This window comes from Clostridium sp. L2-50 (genome assembly GCF_000154245.1).
Lineage (GTDB): Bacteria > Bacillota > Clostridia > Lachnospirales > Lachnospiraceae > Coprococcus.
The window spans coordinates 44,422-59,795 of the sequence record NZ_DS480327.1 but is presented as its reverse complement, the minus strand read 5'-3'; the positions used below and the strand labels follow the sequence as shown (position 1 = coordinate 59,795).

Sequence of the window (15,374 nt, the reverse complement as noted above, 5' to 3'; positions counted from 1 at the left end):
CACCATATGCCTCAGCCGTCATTATGTCAGCCATATCCACCTGTGCGAAGTAAAGCCTGCCCGCAAGTGTCAGGAGCTTGCCGAGATAATCTGTGCTGTAGACATTTGTCTCGGTTACGCTGTCTGAGAGTGCAGAAGCCTCATCATATATTTCCTGAAGCTCTGAGGATGTGATGCTCTGCATGTCCAGAGTGACCGCGTACATCGAGCCAGTTGTCACATCGTTTGTCACGTCATGGCTGCCTAGAGCCGACGACAGTCCTATGGTAAATGTCTGCTTTGTCCCGAGGGTTATCTCGAGGTACTCGTCGCCCTCCGCTGTGACCTCGCCGTCCACATAGATGACAGGCTTCATGTACACCGCATAGGCGGGTACGTCGAATATACTGTCATAGCTGTCATATATGGCTTTGTCTGCATCCGTGGCAGGCTCGTATGCGAGCAGTACACTCTTGCCATACAACTCGGAAGCTGTGAAGCTTGTGAACACATCACCGTCTATGCCAAAGCTTACCTTGTCCCTGTCTGAATCCGGTATCTCAGCAAATATGACAGTCTCTCCGTATGTCGCATACTGCAGCGAAGCCGGAAGATAACTCTCTTCTTTCTGTGAGATAATACGTTTTCTCGTATACATGGAATCCGTGTCCATCGAACCGAGCTTTTCTTCCCATGTATCAAGAAGCGTATCCATCTGTGAGGCGTCCCCGGTCTCAGCAAGCTTCGCCACCTCATCATTGAAACCCGCATCATCGAGAGCGTCATAGATGTTGTCCACGTTCTCATATGACTTGATTTCTGTGTCCAGATCCAGCCATACAGAGCTGCCGGAAGCGTCTCCGGCTCCCCTGTAGTCCGTATAAGGTATGTAGGAGCGCACCCACACATGCTCCATGCGCACATATACAAGCTCGCCGTCAAGCGTAAGCTTTGTTACCGGTGTACCCGCTGCCGCAAGCACGTCAGCCGCATGCTCTGCCGTATCAGCTCCGGTAAGTGACACCGCCTGCTCAGGTGTGAGGTCTATGGTTCCCTTTACATACGCTGACGGATATCCCAGATATCTCAGCATGGCTATGAGAAGGCTTGCCTGATCATAGTCGTTGCCGCTCATGGCGTCGTATGTTCCGTTTGCACCCTTGCGGCTGCCGTGGTATGTCTCATAGCCTATGTTATTCTTTATGTAGTTGTATACTGCCAGCGGCGTCTTCAGCTCGTCAGCTTTCTCCTTTACAGTATCCAACAGTTCTGTCTCACTGGCAAGTGCGAGATACTCGGTTTTCTCGCTTTCATCCTCGGACATAACTGACGAAGCTTCAGGTGTGTCCGCGTCAACATTGTACTCAGCCGTTTCTGCCTCGTGTACAGGCTCTGTATCAGGTATATCCTCGCCGTAAGTCTCATACGTTTCATCAGCGCCAAGAAGCTTTGTAAGCTCATCCGTCTGCTCTGCCGCTGTCTCCATATCCCCCTGACCCGCCGACTCTTTTATTCCGGCAAGCAGTGCTGATGCCTCATCACGGCTCTCAGATACTGATTCATTGAACGCCTTCTCTCTTTCCTCATATACAGTGCGCGCCTCATCGTCCAGACTATCGCTCACTTCCTGCAGGGCGGTCTGCCATTCTTCCGCCGCAGTATAAGATGAGTCCAGCTGCCCGGACAGTGTATCGGCAAGCTCAATCACTCTGTCCGCATCGCCGCTGCTTACACTCTCCGAAAGCTGTGTCATGACATCGTCTGCTTTATCAGCCTCGTCTGTGACTGCTTTCTCTGCAGTCTGCCATACCGTCTGAATTTTGTCTGAATCATCCTGCGATTCTGTTTCATCTGTTGTTATTTCTCCGTTTTCGGTATCCGCATATGTCTGGGCGGTCTTCGTTCCGACAGAGGCTGACTCCTGTCTGCTTCTGCAGCCCGACAGCATACATACACACAGAGCAACAGATAATAACGTGCATACGCTGCGGTACCATATTTTTCCCTTTTTACATCTCTCTATCATCTTATTCTCCCTCCATGCGGTTCTGGTTGTAGTAACCCGCCTGTATAATTACCCTCTTTGCCACAACGCTTCCTATGTAATCGAATTTCGAGACATTTATCGTGACCGTTCCCTCCGGTGCGTATATCAGTCCCTCTCCCTCAAATGCCGTAGCCTGTATTTTTATGTCTCCCTTTTCCGAGCACAGCACGACAGGCTCATCCTCCGCGCCGCAATGTATCGTGTTTGCATTGAAAGATATGTCACCGCCGGACATCAAGCTTGCCGAAAGCGTCACGCTGTTACACCACGCGCCTGTAGTTTTCAGGCATATCGTCGGAACGATTATATCCGTGCTGTTGTACACTGCAATCTCCGTGAGAGGAGCTCCCTCAAGTTCCATATCATCCTTTATGTCCTGTGTATAATCCGGAACATCCAGAGGCTGTACGTTCTCCTGCATACCCGCGATATCCAGCACTCCGCCCGCTATGGAGAGGCTCCCTGCCGATGATGCCGTCCCGTTAAGATGTATCGTGCTTCCCTGAAACCTGAACGTCTCTGCCCCATATATATCGCCTGTAATATCCGCCTCGCAGCAATAGAGCTGCACTTCTCCATCTGTTGCGATAAGCGCCTGATCCAGACTCAGATATTCCTTCCCCTTTGGTATCTCTATGCTGATGACTGTCTCATCACTTATGTTGCCCGCATTGTCCACCGCGCATATGTGCAGATACACCGTCTGCCCCGGCTCATATGCGGTTAAATCATATTCGCTTAAATCAATTTTCAGTGTGCCGTCAGAAGCTTCCGACACCTCAGCCGCCGGCTTTCCTTCATCTGTCTTTTTTCTCAGCTCGTCCATAGGTTCTGTCGAATCACTTATGCCGGTAATAAATCCTCTCATGCCGGACAGTGCCGTGGCATCCACTATGTTTGATTCCACGTTTTCTCCGTGCCCTGAGCTTACAGCCTCCACATAGTACTGATAGTCAGTTCCCATATCCTCGGATTTGCATATAAATGTTCCGGTTTCACTCTCAGTTATATCCGGCTGTGTCGGTGCCGCCTCATCATAGAACGAGTTGTCCTTTGCCGATGTTTCGCTTGTAAGCTGCTTCAGATAAAACAGTGTGTTCGCAAAAACTTTTCTCTCATCATCAGTCGCCTGACCGTTGCTGTGTCCTGTCTGTATCATGGCAAGCTGGTTGTTTGTCACGAGATAGGCAGCTGTGGTTGCTCCTGTCTCCGAATCTGTGCTGTACCACGTTCCAAATTCCATCCAGACTGTTGAAGAAAGCGCTCCACCCGAATACTGTCCGAGAGTATGTGCACTCGGTATCTGTAATGTTCCTGACAGTTTCCACGGATAACTTGTGAGCATACCCGAGTTTACAACCCTCACTGTGCTGCTCGGCGTATAACTGCACCATGTTGCAACTTTAATGCCGAGATCATCTGCGAATCTTGCAAAATTGGGATGATAACAGCTTGATATACGAGCCAGTGTATCATGACCAAACATGGCTCCGCGTCCTGTATCAATAAAAGCCTTTGTCGCCTCATATCCTTTTTCCGAGAGATCCTGTCCGGCATTTGAATCGTATGTTCCAAACATCAGCACGTCGTACTTGTAATCTCCGTTTTCGTCCTTCAAATATTTATCCGGGTCCGAATTATAACTCCCTATGTATACCGTGTCTATGACAAACAGCCCTTTGCCGGCAGGCTCACCCGTGTCGCTCACTGTCTGCTCCATCCAGTTCTTCAAATAATTCTGCGCGGCATAGCACGGATAGATATTGAGAACCCTCACCTTCTCCGAGCCGTCCCACGTGGAACGCGTCTCCCATTCGCCGCCATTCATCTTCCTGAATACACGATATCTGTAAGTATCGTCATCATTGCTTATATCATTCCATGACAGATTAACTGAATACCCGATTCCTGTCGTCACATCAGCAGTGAGTGTGAGCTTTTGTCTCTCAGTCACATGTACGGAGAACTTAATCTCATCTGATGCAAGCACCTCTGCCTCGTCATCCACCGACACAATCTCTGTTTTCAGGATATATTCTTTCCCCTCCTGAGCCGTTGCCTCAAGTGCCGAATCAAGCGAAGCTTTCGTATTCGAGGCAGACAGTTCCATCTCCTTTGTGACAGATGCTGTCGCTTCTCCGTCCTCTGTGATGGTATACCGCACATTCATGGTCACATTCTGATTGGTATCATATGATATGTCAGTATGAAGCGACAGACTCTGTGTCTCTCCGGCTTCCAGCACATATGTATCAGTCTCAGTCTCCACGTTCGTAATGCTAAGGCGCAGTGTATGATAACTGTCTATCTCGTCAAGCAGAAGTATGTACCATATCGTGTCCGTGATATCCCCGTACACGCTTCCGTCGCTTCCCTGTACGGAATGAAGCTTCTCCTCGAAAGCATCCGCATCCTGTATCAGTTCTCTTCTGTACATATACATGGCAAGTACTGCCTGTTCGGCAAATGTATCCTCGGAAAGTTCCCCTGTGAATCTGTCCTGACAGTATGCGTCAAGTGCAGTCCACGCCGGTAAATCATCACACCCGCACATGGAGAGAATCATTCCCGCATACGCCGTCAAATACGGTGAGCTGTCAGATGCATCCGTGTACGCATACCCTCCGTCGCTTTTCTGTTTCCCCGCAAGGTAGAATGCTGCGTCTCCTGCCGCGTTGCTGTAATCTGCGGTCGCATCCGTCGGTGTAGCCACAGCCTGAGCGCATACCGCCGAAAGTGCAAGCACGGTGTCATAGACATCGCTCTCATATTCTTCTGTAAGACCGAAACCCCCGTCAGGATTCTGGCGGGACATGATATCAGAAAGCAGTGATTCTACCTCTTTTGAATCTGCGGACATATACTCTGCCCGCGCGATATGCACCATCTCATCGGTATTCATATCCTTATGGCTGCCTTTCCATTTCTCAAGGAAAGTGCTGTCTGTCGGCTTTCCTTCTCTTCCGAGTATAGTCAGAGCGTTGGCTGTATCATTTATCAGGTCTGTATCACCCCAGCCGCTCACATCGTCTTTCTCGCCGACAAGCCAGCTTATCGCCTTTGTTTTATATGTACCAGTTTCCTCAGTCTCTTCCGCCGCCACAGTATAAAATGGCACACATTCAAAACACATGGCAATACACAAAAGCAATGCCAACATAGAAGAGAATATTCCACTTCTATTCCATAAAGATATTTTCCCCTTTAACATGATTTTTTTCCTTTCATTTGTTGCAAAATATATAATTGATGTTTACTTTCCCTTATTTTTTCTCAGCTTAATACATCCCATCACAAGCAGTGCTGATGAAATTAAAAATGCCATAACTATCGGCAGATATATGACCGATATTCCCTCATACAGTGTAAACACGGCTAATATCGTTTCAACCAGAACTATAATCCTTGTCCTTTTTTGATAAATTCTATGCTCGATATCATCGAGAGGCTTATTCTCCGTGCCAATCGGAGCAAGCAGCCATAGAGTCAGCACCGCGCAGAGCAGAAGCCCAAGCAGTATCATCTGTCCGTATGCCAGCCTGTTTACGGCATATACCGCAGTATAAGCTGCAAGCAGAAGCGAAACCGACATAACTCTGCAGCCCCATCTGGTCTGCGCATGATATCCTCCCGCGCTGCTCCTTATGGGATAAAGAAACACCCACAGCAGAACGCCCGAGAGGACATCACCGTAGCAGAAGCCGACAAGAACTGTAAATCCAAAGGCAAGCACGTTCTCCCTGATACGCTCAAGCCCATAGGCTATGATCTCCTTCTCCTCATCGGAGTCATATTCGTTGGTTACATATTCCTGCAATGTCTTCATCGGCTCTTAGAATTTGCGCAGCTTCTTGACTGCCTTTGGCTCTTTCGGCTGATATGCCCAGAAACAGCAAGCTGAGTTAGCTGCTTTCTCCGCCGATTTCTTTGCCATCTTGTTTACGAGCTTCTTTGCCTTGTTCATACTGCATCCCTCCTGTGATATATTTTGCTATTTTGATATTAGCCGTCTAAATCATAGCACATTTTTTTCTTAAAATTCGCCATATGTCATAACTAACAGCTTTTTTGTCATAACTCGTGTTTTTTTGCCAAAATCCGGTTCTTTTTGTCATTTGTAACTATCAAATAAGATAATTATAGTTGACTTTGAATTGAATATACTAATGAAAGGACAAACATGTAACATGACATAATCGTATTTTTTGTGAGGAATAAAAATGGTAATGGACATATCTGAACGTATCAGGGAATTGAGAGAAGTCATCGGTATAACCCAGAGTAATTTGGCAAGCGCACTTAACATATCTCGCTCAGCAGTAAACGCATGGAAAATGGGTACATCAAAACCCTCTATAGACACTCTTGTTGATTTGGCTGATTTTTTTCATGTATCTACAGACTATTTACTTGGAAGAAATGAATTGCAGCTAATTGAAATATCAGGAGTAAGTCCAGAAGGCGTAGATATTATTCTCCGTCTCGTCCATTATTTTTCTGCGGAGAATTCAAAAGAAAACAATTAACAGAATATACTAGGAAATGACATGAAACCTTACACAGCATAATCATACCTTTTATAGAAACAAAATAGTCATTGACATACCTGAGCGTATCAAGAAATTAAGAGAAGCTGCAGGCATAACCCCAAGCAGCTTGGCAGACATCATTGTTAATTGAACAATATAACTCTGACTATGAAAGTATTTTCAGTAGCTTCAAACTGTATCTCACCATTATTTTGATTCACAACATCCTGTACACTCTGTAAACCCATGCCATGATTATACGAATCATCTTTGGTGGTAAGGAAATGTCTCCCTGATTTACGCAGTTTACCGCTGTAGCTGTTCTTTACCAGAATCCTCAATGTCCCTTTGTCCATATTGATTCTAACATAGAGGTATTTTTCTTCACTGGACTTTGCCGCCCTGACTGCATTGTCAAGCAGATTGCCCAGAACAATGTTGAACTCAAACGAATTACGCAATTCTTCCGGCAGACATATGTCCGTTTCAACATGAATTCCGTCCTTCTTTGCCAACCCAAGCATATAATTCAAAAGGCTGTCTGTCTCAATATTGCCAGATTCTGAAATTGCCCTTGAATTCTGCATATAGTCCGTCATGCTTTCTATGTATTTTAAAACCTCATCGCGCTTATTCTGCATGGTCAGAAGCTGTATCTCTGACAAATGATTCCTGATATCATGGCGCATGCGTCTTACTTTTTGTTCTGATTCAAGAATAATGTCCAACTGGTTTGAATATTCCTTGACATACTGCCTGAGAATTTGGTTCTCATATTTTTCCTGAGCGGATTCAAGAAGCATATTATACAAATACAGCACCAAGAAATTTATACATAAAAGTCCCAATCCTACTGCTATAAAGTCGCCTGATATATAATGCTTCATGTAAGCCATATACAAAAGTATACATATACTGATAATCGGCACAATTATCAGAGCCACGCTCGGCACTATCTGTTGCTCATTCCGGCTCTGCATTATCCTTCTCAGAAGACACATAAACACAAACATAATCATATCGACCATGACGAATGTCAGCATATCCAGTGCATCTCCTGATTTGTATGCCGGAGTCAGCAGACTTGTAGCAAGCATATCACAGCCCATGCACACAATAGTAAGTATTACAATAATAAAAATCACATATTTTCTGTTTCTGGAATACACGCACACGAGCGCACCTATGCCGAGAACATTACATATAAGATTAATCAATGATATATTAAGACAGATAAACAACGCGCTGTTTACCGCATAAAAAACAATACATACTCCTACAACATGTTTCTTATCCGGATTCTCTCCCTGAAAAAACATGTCTGTAAGATGCTTAATCAGATATATTCTGAACATGTTGCACATTAAATATACTGCCGTGTACATTTTTCTTCATCCCCTCTCCAGCATCTTGCTCCGTACTTCTTTCCGAAAATTTTGACTAACAGGGATCTGTGTACCGTCCATCATTAGTATCTGTGTATATTCATATTTTTGTATGTAAGCAATCTGGACGATATAAGACCTATGAACTTGCAAGAAAGATTCGTCCGACAGAATTTCCTGAGCAACCTCTTTTATCTTTCTGTAATATTCATACACATCCACTTTTGTATCTAAGCCACCATTTTTTTGTTTTTTCTCCGTGACAAGTCTGATTTTTCTGCCATCACTTTCAAAATAAAGGATAGATCTAAATGGTATATAATGAGTTTTACCAGCCACTTTACATTGAAACACCTTCTCTTCTTTTACGAGAAACATAACAGCCAAATCAAGACATTCCTCTACCTTAGATTTTACAAGCGGCTTCACAAGAAAATTCATCGGCATTATATCAAACAGGCTCATTGCATATGTTGTATTTGCAGATATAAACACAATCTTCATGCTATAATTATTCAGTCTATGCCGAATATACTGTCCTATATCTACACCGCTGGTCGTAATCAAATCAATATCCAAGAATAATAAATCAATCGCATTTCCATCCTCAAGATAATCCACCAGTGCCTCTCCCGTACTCCATATCTCTGTATCAAGTCTCAAGTCATGCTTCTTCCCATATTCTTTAACGATCCTTTCAATTTCCGAACAGATTGCCGACCCATCATCACAAATTCCTACTCTAAGCACTCCCATCAATCCCCTATAACTAAACAAAATATTTACATTTCAGATTATATCACCCATACCATCCTAAATCAAATGCTTTGCAGTAGAAGGTATTGCTCTTTGTTTCCTTATAAGCCATAATAAAAAGTTAAATGACAATCTAACATACCATAAATTCAGTACTTTCTTCACGTAGATTTCATCGCAATGCCGTCTCGTGTCCTCAGATATGCCAAGGATATAAATGAGTGACTTGTGATAACTGTCTCTGTATCTCGCTCTCGCTAATTTTTCTCTGTAAAATGTCCTGTGATCTACTGATTCAAATACCATGTGTTGTTCATAACCTCGAACCTCCTTTAGGAATTTTGTATAAAATAAAAGGACTCTACCTCTTAGTAAGAGATAGAATCCTTAGAAAACCCAATAAAAAAGGGGAAAACCCAATATTTGGAATTTTCCCCTAATTATCAAAGATAGATTTTACAAACGAAATCCTTAAAACGGTTCGCTTTCGTGTACTCCGGACGATGTGTCATGAAATCATTAACATCAGCTCTGGTAATCAGAAATTCCGTGAAGTACATATAGTTGTAATCTACTTTCCTGCATTGTTAGCGATTGCAGCCTGAGCAGCAGCAAGTCTAGCGATAGGTACACGGAATGGTGAACATGATACATAATCAAGACCGATCTTGTGGCAGAATTCAACGGATGAAGGATCTCCACCGTGCTCACCACAGATACCGATATGAAGCTTTGGATTAACCGGCTTGCCAAGTTTAACAGCCATATCCATGAGCTTACCAACACCAGTCTGGTCAAGCTTAGCAAATGGATCATTCTCAAAGATCTTAGCATCATAGTAAGCATTTAAGAACTTACCTGCATCATCTCTTGAGAAACCAAATGTCATCTGTGTAAGGTCGTTAGTACCGAAGCAGAAGAAGTCAGCTTCCTTAGCGATCTCATCAGCTGTAAGAGCCGCTCTAGGGATCTCGATCATTGTACCAACTTCGTACTTCAGATCTACGCCTGCAGCAGCGATCTCTGCATCAGCAGTCTCAACAACTGTCTTCTTAACATACTTAAGCTCTTTAACTTCACATACAAGTGGAATCATGATTTCTGGCTCAACATTCCAATCTGGATGCTCTTTCTGAACTTCGATAGCTGCACGGATAACAGCCTTTGTCTGCATCTTAGCGATTTCTGGATATGTTACAGCAAGACGACATCCTCTGTGACCCATCATAGGGTTGAACTCATGAAGTGAGTTGCAGAGTGCCTTGATCTCTTCTACTGACTTATTCTTAGCCTTTGCAAGCTTCTCAATATCTGCTTCCTCTGTAGGAACGAACTCATGAAGAGGTGGATCCAGGAATCTGATAGTAACTGGGTTACCTTCAAGTGCTTCGTAAAGAGCCTTGAAATCTCCCTGCTGATATGGAAGGATCTTATTAAGAGCTTCTTCTCTTTCTTCTACTGTATCTGAGCAGATCATCTCACGGAATGCTGCGATTCTTTCTGGATCAAAGAACATATGCTCTGTACGGCAAAGACCGATACCTTCTGCACCAAGCTCACGAGCCTTCTTAGCATCTGCTGGTGTATCAGCATTTGTTCTAACCTTAAGTGTTCTGTACTTATCAGCCCATGCCATAACACGACCGAATGTACCTGCGATTGAAGCATCAACTGTCTTAATAACTCCATCGTAAATGTTACCTGTTGTACCATCGATTGAGATGAAATCTCCCTCATGGAACTCTTTGCCTGCAAGTGTGAACTTCTTGTTCTCTTCATCCATAATGATATCGCCACAACCTGATACACAACAAGTACCCATACCACGAGCAACTACAGCAGCATGTGATGTCATACCACCACGAACTGTTAAGATACCCTGTGCTGACTTCATACCTGTGATATCTTCTGGTGATGTCTCAAGACGTACAAGAACAACCTTCTCGCCCTTAGCTGCCCATGCTTCTGCATCGTCAGCTGTAAATACGATCTTACCACAAGCAGCACCCGGTGAAGCACCAAGGCCCTTGCCCATTGGTGTAGCTGCTTTAAGAGCTGCTGCATCAAACTGTGGGTGAAGAAGTGTATCAAGGTTACGAGGATCGATCATTGCAACTGCTTCTTCCTCTGTCTTATGTCCTTCATCAACAAGGTCACAAGCGATCTGAAGAGCTGCCTGAGCTGTTCTCTTACCATTTCTACACTGAAGCATGTAAAGCTTCTTGTTCTCAACTGTGAACTCCATATCCTGCATATCATGGTAGTGATTCTCAAGAGTCTCACATACCTTAAGGAATTCTGCATATGCTTCTGGGAATTCCTGCTCCATCTGAGCGATTGGCATTGGTGTACGAACACCGGCAACTACGTCTTCGCCCTGTGCATTGATAAGGAACTCACCCATAAGCTTCTTCTCACCTGTTGCAGGGTCACGAGTAAATGCAACACCTGTACCAGATTCATTATTTAAGTTACCGAATACCATAGGCATTACGTTAACTGCTGTACCCCATGAATAAGGGATATCGTTATCTCTTCTGTATACGTTTGCACGTGGGTTGTCCCATGAACGGAATACAGCTTCGATAGCTAACTTTAACTGCTCAACTGGGTCTGAAGGGAAATCTGTTCCTAACTGGTTCTTGTATTCAGCCTTGAACTGCTCTGCAAGAGTCTTAAGATCAGCTGCTGTAAGTTCTACGTCGAACTTAACACCCTTCTCTTCTTTCATCTTATCGATGAGCTGCTCAAAGTACTTCTTACCAACTTCCATAACAACGTCTGAGAACATCTGAATGAAACGTCTGTAAGAATCATATACGAAACGCTCGAATGCTGGATCTGGGTTGTGTGCGATCATTGCAGCAACAACTTCGTCATTTAAACCAAGGTTAAGGATTGTATCCATCATACCCGGCATAGATGCTCTAGCACCTGAACGAACTGATACTAATAATGGATTCTCAAGATCTCCGAACTTCTTGCCGTTGATCTCCTCCATCTTCTTAACACCTTCCATAGCCTGTGCCATGATCTCGTCGTTGATCTTACGACCATCTTCATAGTACTGAGTACAAGCCTCTGTTGTGATTGTGAAACCCTGTGGAACTGGAAGACCAATTGTTGTCATCTCTGCAAGGTTTGCACCCTTACCACCGAGAAGATTACGCATGGTCATGTCGCCTTCGCTAAACATATAAACCCACTTGTTTGCCATTTGTTTATTACCTCCTACGTATCTAATTAAATATATGCTGAAAAAAGCCTGCTTTAGGGCAGAATTTTCCCACCACTCTGACGTGATTATATCATATGACCTAATAATATTAAACCACTTTTTTCAATTTTTTTCTCTTTTTAACCGCATATTCCGGAATCTTTTTCAAAAAGAAAGAGACATCCGCCGGATAATGTTCTTTTCCGACAAATGTCCCTTTTATTTTACAGATTCGATCAACCAGATACTCTATCTGAGATATTGATTCATTTCGTCTGATTAATATTCGAATTTCTTCTCAAAATATGCCTTCAGATCTTCGATCTTTACTCTTTCCTGCTCCATGGTATCTCTGTCACGGACAGTTACAGCACCATCTTCTTCTGAATCAAAATCATAAGTTACACAGAACGGAGTTCCGATCTCATCCTGTCTTCTGTAACGCTTACCGATATTTCCTCTGTCGTCGTATTCACAGTTGTAGTATTTGCATAATTCAGCATATACCTTTTCTGCTTCCTCGCCAAGTTTCTTGCTCAGTGGAAGGACACCGATCTTAACAGGTGCAAGTGCAGGATGGAAATGTAATACAGTTCTTACATCCGGCTTCTCCTCTGTTCCGATATTTTCTTCATCATATGCAGCACAAAGGAATGCAAGTGTTACACGATCAGCACCAAGTGATGGTTCGATAACATATGGAATGTATTTCTCTTTCTTCTCATCATCAAAATAATCCATTGGTTCGCCGGATACAGTCTGATGTTGGGTCAGATCATAATCCGTTCTGTCTGCGATACCCCAAAGCTCGCCCCATCCAAATGGGAATAAGAACTCTATATCTGTTGTTCCCTTGCTGTAGAAGCAAAGCTCTTCCGGTGAATGATCACGAGCACGCATCTCTTCATCCTTGATACCAAGGTCTTTTAGCCAGTTGATACAGAAGCTTCTCCAGTAATCAAACCATTCAAGGTCTGTTCCCGGTTCACAGAAGAATTCCAGCTCCATCTGCTCAAACTCTCTGGTACGGAACGTAAAGTTACCCGGTGTGATCTCGTTACGGAATGACTTACCGATCTGTCCGATACCAAACGGGATCTTCTTTCTGGATGTTCTCTGTACATTCTTGAAGTTTACAAAGATACCCTGTGCTGTCTCAGGTCTTAAATATACTGTGTTCTTTGCATCCTCTGTTACACCCTGGAATGTCTTGAACATCAGGTTAAACTGTCTGATACCTGTAAAATTATGTTTTCCGCATGAAGGACAGCAGATATTCTTTTCTTCAATAAAGCTCTCCATTTCTTCATTTGACCAGCCATCAACGGAACCTTCGATCTCCATGTTATTCTCTGCCATGTAGTCTTCGATCAGTTTGTCTGCACGGAATCTTTCATGGCACTCTTTACAGTCCATCAAAGGATCTGCAAAACCGCCAAGATGTCCGGATGCTACCCATGTCTGTGGGTTCATCAGGATCGCACAGTCAACACCTACATTATATGGATTCTCCTGTATGAACTTTTTCCACCAAGCCTTTTTTACATTGTTCTTTAACTCAACACCAAGGTTACCGTAATCCCATGTATTTGCAAGTCCACCATAAATCTCTGAACCCGGATATACAAAACCTCTGTTCTTTGCTAAAGCAACGATCTTGTCTAATGTCTTTTCCATAATGTCCTCCATTTATATTTCATCTTTATATTTGTACGTTATTGTACCTTCTCTCCCTGTTTTTTTCAAGACAGGGATTCAATTATTTCTACAGAATTGAATTTCCGGTCTACATATACCGCCAGAAATTCCTTTGTGATCATCATAAGTTCTTCCAGCACGCTGTCTGAAACCGTGAAATTATACAGATTTCCAAGCGTTGCTCCATTAATATACTGAAGCACATATCTGGCGTCCTCTGATATATGGATACTTTTCTTAGCCTTGCTCCGGCAGTTCTCACACAGGATTCCACCGGATAAGGGATCAAATATCCGTGTCAGCCTGTCGCTTCCACAGATTGGGCAGTGAAAGCTCTGCAGGCCCTGTCCAAAGATATCCATGATCTTCAGTTCATATACACAACGGATCAGTTTCACCGGCAGCAGTCCTTTTTTTAATGCATTCAGGCTGACAAACAGCAGATTCAGATAATCTGCCGACCGGTCACCTTCTCTTGTAAAATATGACATCATCTCACAAAAGTAAGATCCGTAACAGTATTTGTTCATATCAAAGGTCAGTTCATGAAAATATTCCTTTGCATCTACGTTGATAAGTGTATATGCATTTCTTCCCGGATATACAGTAAATGCTCCCATGACAAACAGCTGCGTCTTTGAGATCAACTGGCTGCTTGGTCGTCGGACTCCCTTTGCAAATGCTGTGATCTTCCCCTGCTCTCTGGTCAGTATAACAAGCCGTCTGTCATATTCTCCCTGAAGACCGGAGGAAAGCACGATTCCGTTTAATACTATCTCATCCTTCATGATTCATCCATCTTATAACCATAATTTCGAAGAAGGGTATCGGTATCCCGCCAATCCTTCTTCACCTTTACCCAAAGCTTCAGATTCACATGTGTATCTAATAGCTGTTCAATGCCATACCTTGCATTGCTGCCGATCTTTTTCAGCATTGCGCCCTGTTTTCCGATAATAATACCCTTATGGGAATCCCGCTCACAGATGATTGTTGCATCTATATCCATAAGCCGTCCATTCGGACGTTCCTTCATCGAATCAATAACAACCGCGATTCCGTGTGGAATCTCTTTATCCAGAAGTCTTAAAGCCTGCTCCCGGATCAGTTCGGATACGATCTGTCGCTCCGGCTGATCGGTGATCGTGTCTTCATCATAGAACTGTGGTCCGTATGGAAGGTATTTGAACAGCGTCTTTATCAGTTCATCTTTGTTCTTTCCCTTTAATGCCGATACCGGAACGATCTCCGCATGACTGCAGGCATCCTTATAGGTCGAGATCGCCTTGAATACTTCTTCTTCACTTACCGCATCGATCTTATTTACCACAATGATGATCGGAGTCTTAACACGTTCTAACTGTTCAATGATATACCGTTCTCCTGCTCCGATAAATGTCGTTGCTTCAACAATCCACATAACGACATCTACTTCATTTAATGTTCCCTCTGCCACCTTTAACATATATTCACCAAGCTTGTTCTTGGCCCTGTTGATTCCAGGTGTATCGAGGAAAACAATCTGTCCTTCATCCGAGGTATACACGGTCTGAATACGGTTTCTTGTTGTCTGCGCCTTACTGCTCGTTATCGCGATCTTCTGTCCGATCAACTGATTCATCAGTGTGGATTTACCTACATTTGGTCTTCCTATGATCGCAACAAATCCTGATTTGTATGTATCGTTCATACTTCTCCTTCCATACTCTGTATGTATTCATGTTCTCCATTCGGCACAGAATCCTGTAACCTGCCGGAGAACT

12 protein-coding genes are annotated in these 15,374 nt (G+C 43.8%); 1 reads left to right on the top strand and 11 read right to left on the bottom strand.

The window, feature by feature from the left end; all coding sequences use genetic code 11:
• The 4 genes from CLOL250_RS12160 to CLOL250_RS13835 all read right to left on the bottom strand — a co-directional run.
• Positions 1 to 2,005 (bottom strand): transglutaminase-like domain-containing protein (locus CLOL250_RS12160; protein WP_008402852.1); only part of this gene is annotated, 2,005 nt, incomplete at its 3' end.
• Between the two features lies 1 nt (position 2,006).
• The gene (locus CLOL250_RS12155; protein WP_044946165.1) at positions 2,007 to 5,186 is read right to left on the bottom strand and encodes a prenyltransferase/squalene oxidase repeat-containing protein; all 3,180 of its coding nucleotides are present in this window, start codon (positions 5,184 to 5,186) and stop codon (positions 2,007 to 2,009) included.
• Between the two features lie 93 nt (positions 5,187 to 5,279).
• Positions 5,280 to 5,852 (bottom strand): accessory gene regulator B family protein, encoded by a 573-nt coding sequence (locus CLOL250_RS12150; RefSeq protein ID WP_008402849.1) that lies wholly within the window; start codon positions 5,850 to 5,852, stop codon positions 5,280 to 5,282.
• A 6-nt stretch (positions 5,853 to 5,858) separates the two neighbouring features.
• Positions 5,859 to 5,990, bottom strand: coding sequence for a cyclic lactone autoinducer peptide (locus CLOL250_RS13835; RefSeq protein WP_008402847.1), 132 nt, complete (start codon positions 5,988 to 5,990; stop codon positions 5,859 to 5,861).
• A 256-nt stretch (positions 5,991 to 6,246) separates the two neighbouring features.
• On the opposite strand from CLOL250_RS13835, the gene CLOL250_RS12145 reads away from it, so the two are divergent.
• Entirely contained in the window at positions 6,247 to 6,552 is a 306-nt protein-coding gene (locus CLOL250_RS12145) for a helix-turn-helix domain-containing protein (RefSeq protein WP_008402846.1), read from the top strand.
• Positions 6,553 to 6,698: 146 nt separating this feature from the next.
• Here CLOL250_RS12145 and CLOL250_RS12140 read toward each other — a convergent pair whose 3' ends face one another.
• The 7 genes from CLOL250_RS12140 to era all read right to left on the bottom strand — a co-directional run bounded on the left by CLOL250_RS12140 (position 6,699) and on the right by era (position 15,301).
• Positions 6,699 to 7,700, bottom strand: a complete 1,002-nt coding sequence (locus tag CLOL250_RS12140; RefSeq protein WP_161117334.1) for a sensor histidine kinase — start codon at positions 7,698 to 7,700, stop codon at positions 6,699 to 6,701.
• 246 nt (positions 7,701 to 7,946) lie between these two features.
• A complete protein-coding gene (locus CLOL250_RS12135; protein WP_161117333.1) occupies positions 7,947 to 8,690 on the bottom strand; it encodes a LytR/AlgR family response regulator transcription factor in 744 nt (247 codons plus the stop codon).
• Positions 8,691 to 8,753: 63 nt separating this feature from the next.
• Positions 8,754 to 9,002 carry a DUF6075 family protein gene (locus tag CLOL250_RS14265; RefSeq protein WP_119963204.1) on the bottom strand — a complete coding sequence of 83 codons (249 nt, stop codon included), beginning with the start codon at positions 9,000 to 9,002 and terminating at the stop codon, positions 8,754 to 8,756.
• Between the two features lie 265 nt (positions 9,003 to 9,267).
• Positions 9,268 to 11,913, bottom strand: a complete 2,646-nt coding sequence (gene ppdK, locus CLOL250_RS12130) for a pyruvate, phosphate dikinase (RefSeq protein WP_008402841.1) — start codon at positions 11,911 to 11,913, stop codon at positions 9,268 to 9,270.
• A gap of 279 nt (positions 11,914 to 12,192) precedes the next feature.
• Positions 12,193 to 13,590, bottom strand: coding sequence for a glycine--tRNA ligase (locus CLOL250_RS12125; RefSeq protein WP_044946160.1), 1,398 nt, complete (start codon positions 13,588 to 13,590; stop codon positions 12,193 to 12,195).
• Between the two features lie 65 nt (positions 13,591 to 13,655).
• Positions 13,656 to 14,399, bottom strand: a complete 744-nt coding sequence (gene recO, locus CLOL250_RS12120) for a DNA repair protein RecO (RefSeq protein ID WP_008402839.1) — start codon at positions 14,397 to 14,399, stop codon at positions 13,656 to 13,658.
• On the bottom strand, positions 14,396 to 15,301 hold the full coding sequence (gene era, locus CLOL250_RS12115; protein WP_008402838.1) for a GTPase Era: 906 nt from the start codon (positions 15,299 to 15,301) through the stop codon (positions 14,396 to 14,398). Before era ends, recO begins: the two co-directional genes overlap by 4 nt.
• Between the last annotated feature and the right edge of the window lie 73 nt (positions 15,302 to 15,374).

Coding starts and splice junctions, on each gene's coding strand:
- CLOL250_RS12155 (WP_044946165.1), bottom strand. CDS start 5,186: ATGTTGGCATTGCTTTTGTGTATTGCCATGTGTTTTGAATGTGTGCCA.
- CLOL250_RS12125 (WP_044946160.1), bottom strand. CDS start 13,590: ATGGAAAAGACATTAGACAAGATCGTTGCTTTAGCAAAGAACAGAGGT.
- CLOL250_RS12150 (WP_008402849.1), bottom strand. CDS start 5,852: ATGAAGACATTGCAGGAATATGTAACCAACGAATATGACTCCGATGAG.
- CLOL250_RS13835 (WP_008402847.1), bottom strand. CDS start 5,990: ATGAACAAGGCAAAGAAGCTCGTAAACAAGATGGCAAAGAAATCGGCG.
- ppdK (WP_008402841.1), bottom strand. CDS start 11,913: ATGGCAAACAAGTGGGTTTATATGTTTAGCGAAGGCGACATGACCATG.
- era (WP_008402838.1), bottom strand. CDS start 15,301: ATGAACGATACATACAAATCAGGATTTGTTGCGATCATAGGAAGACCA.
- recO (WP_008402839.1), bottom strand. CDS start 14,399: ATGAAGGATGAGATAGTATTAAACGGAATCGTGCTTTCCTCCGGTCTT.
- CLOL250_RS12145 (WP_008402846.1), top strand. CDS start 6,247: ATGGTAATGGACATATCTGAACGTATCAGGGAATTGAGAGAAGTCATC.
- CLOL250_RS14265 (WP_119963204.1), bottom strand. CDS start 9,002: ATGGTATTTGAATCAGTAGATCACAGGACATTTTACAGAGAAAAATTA.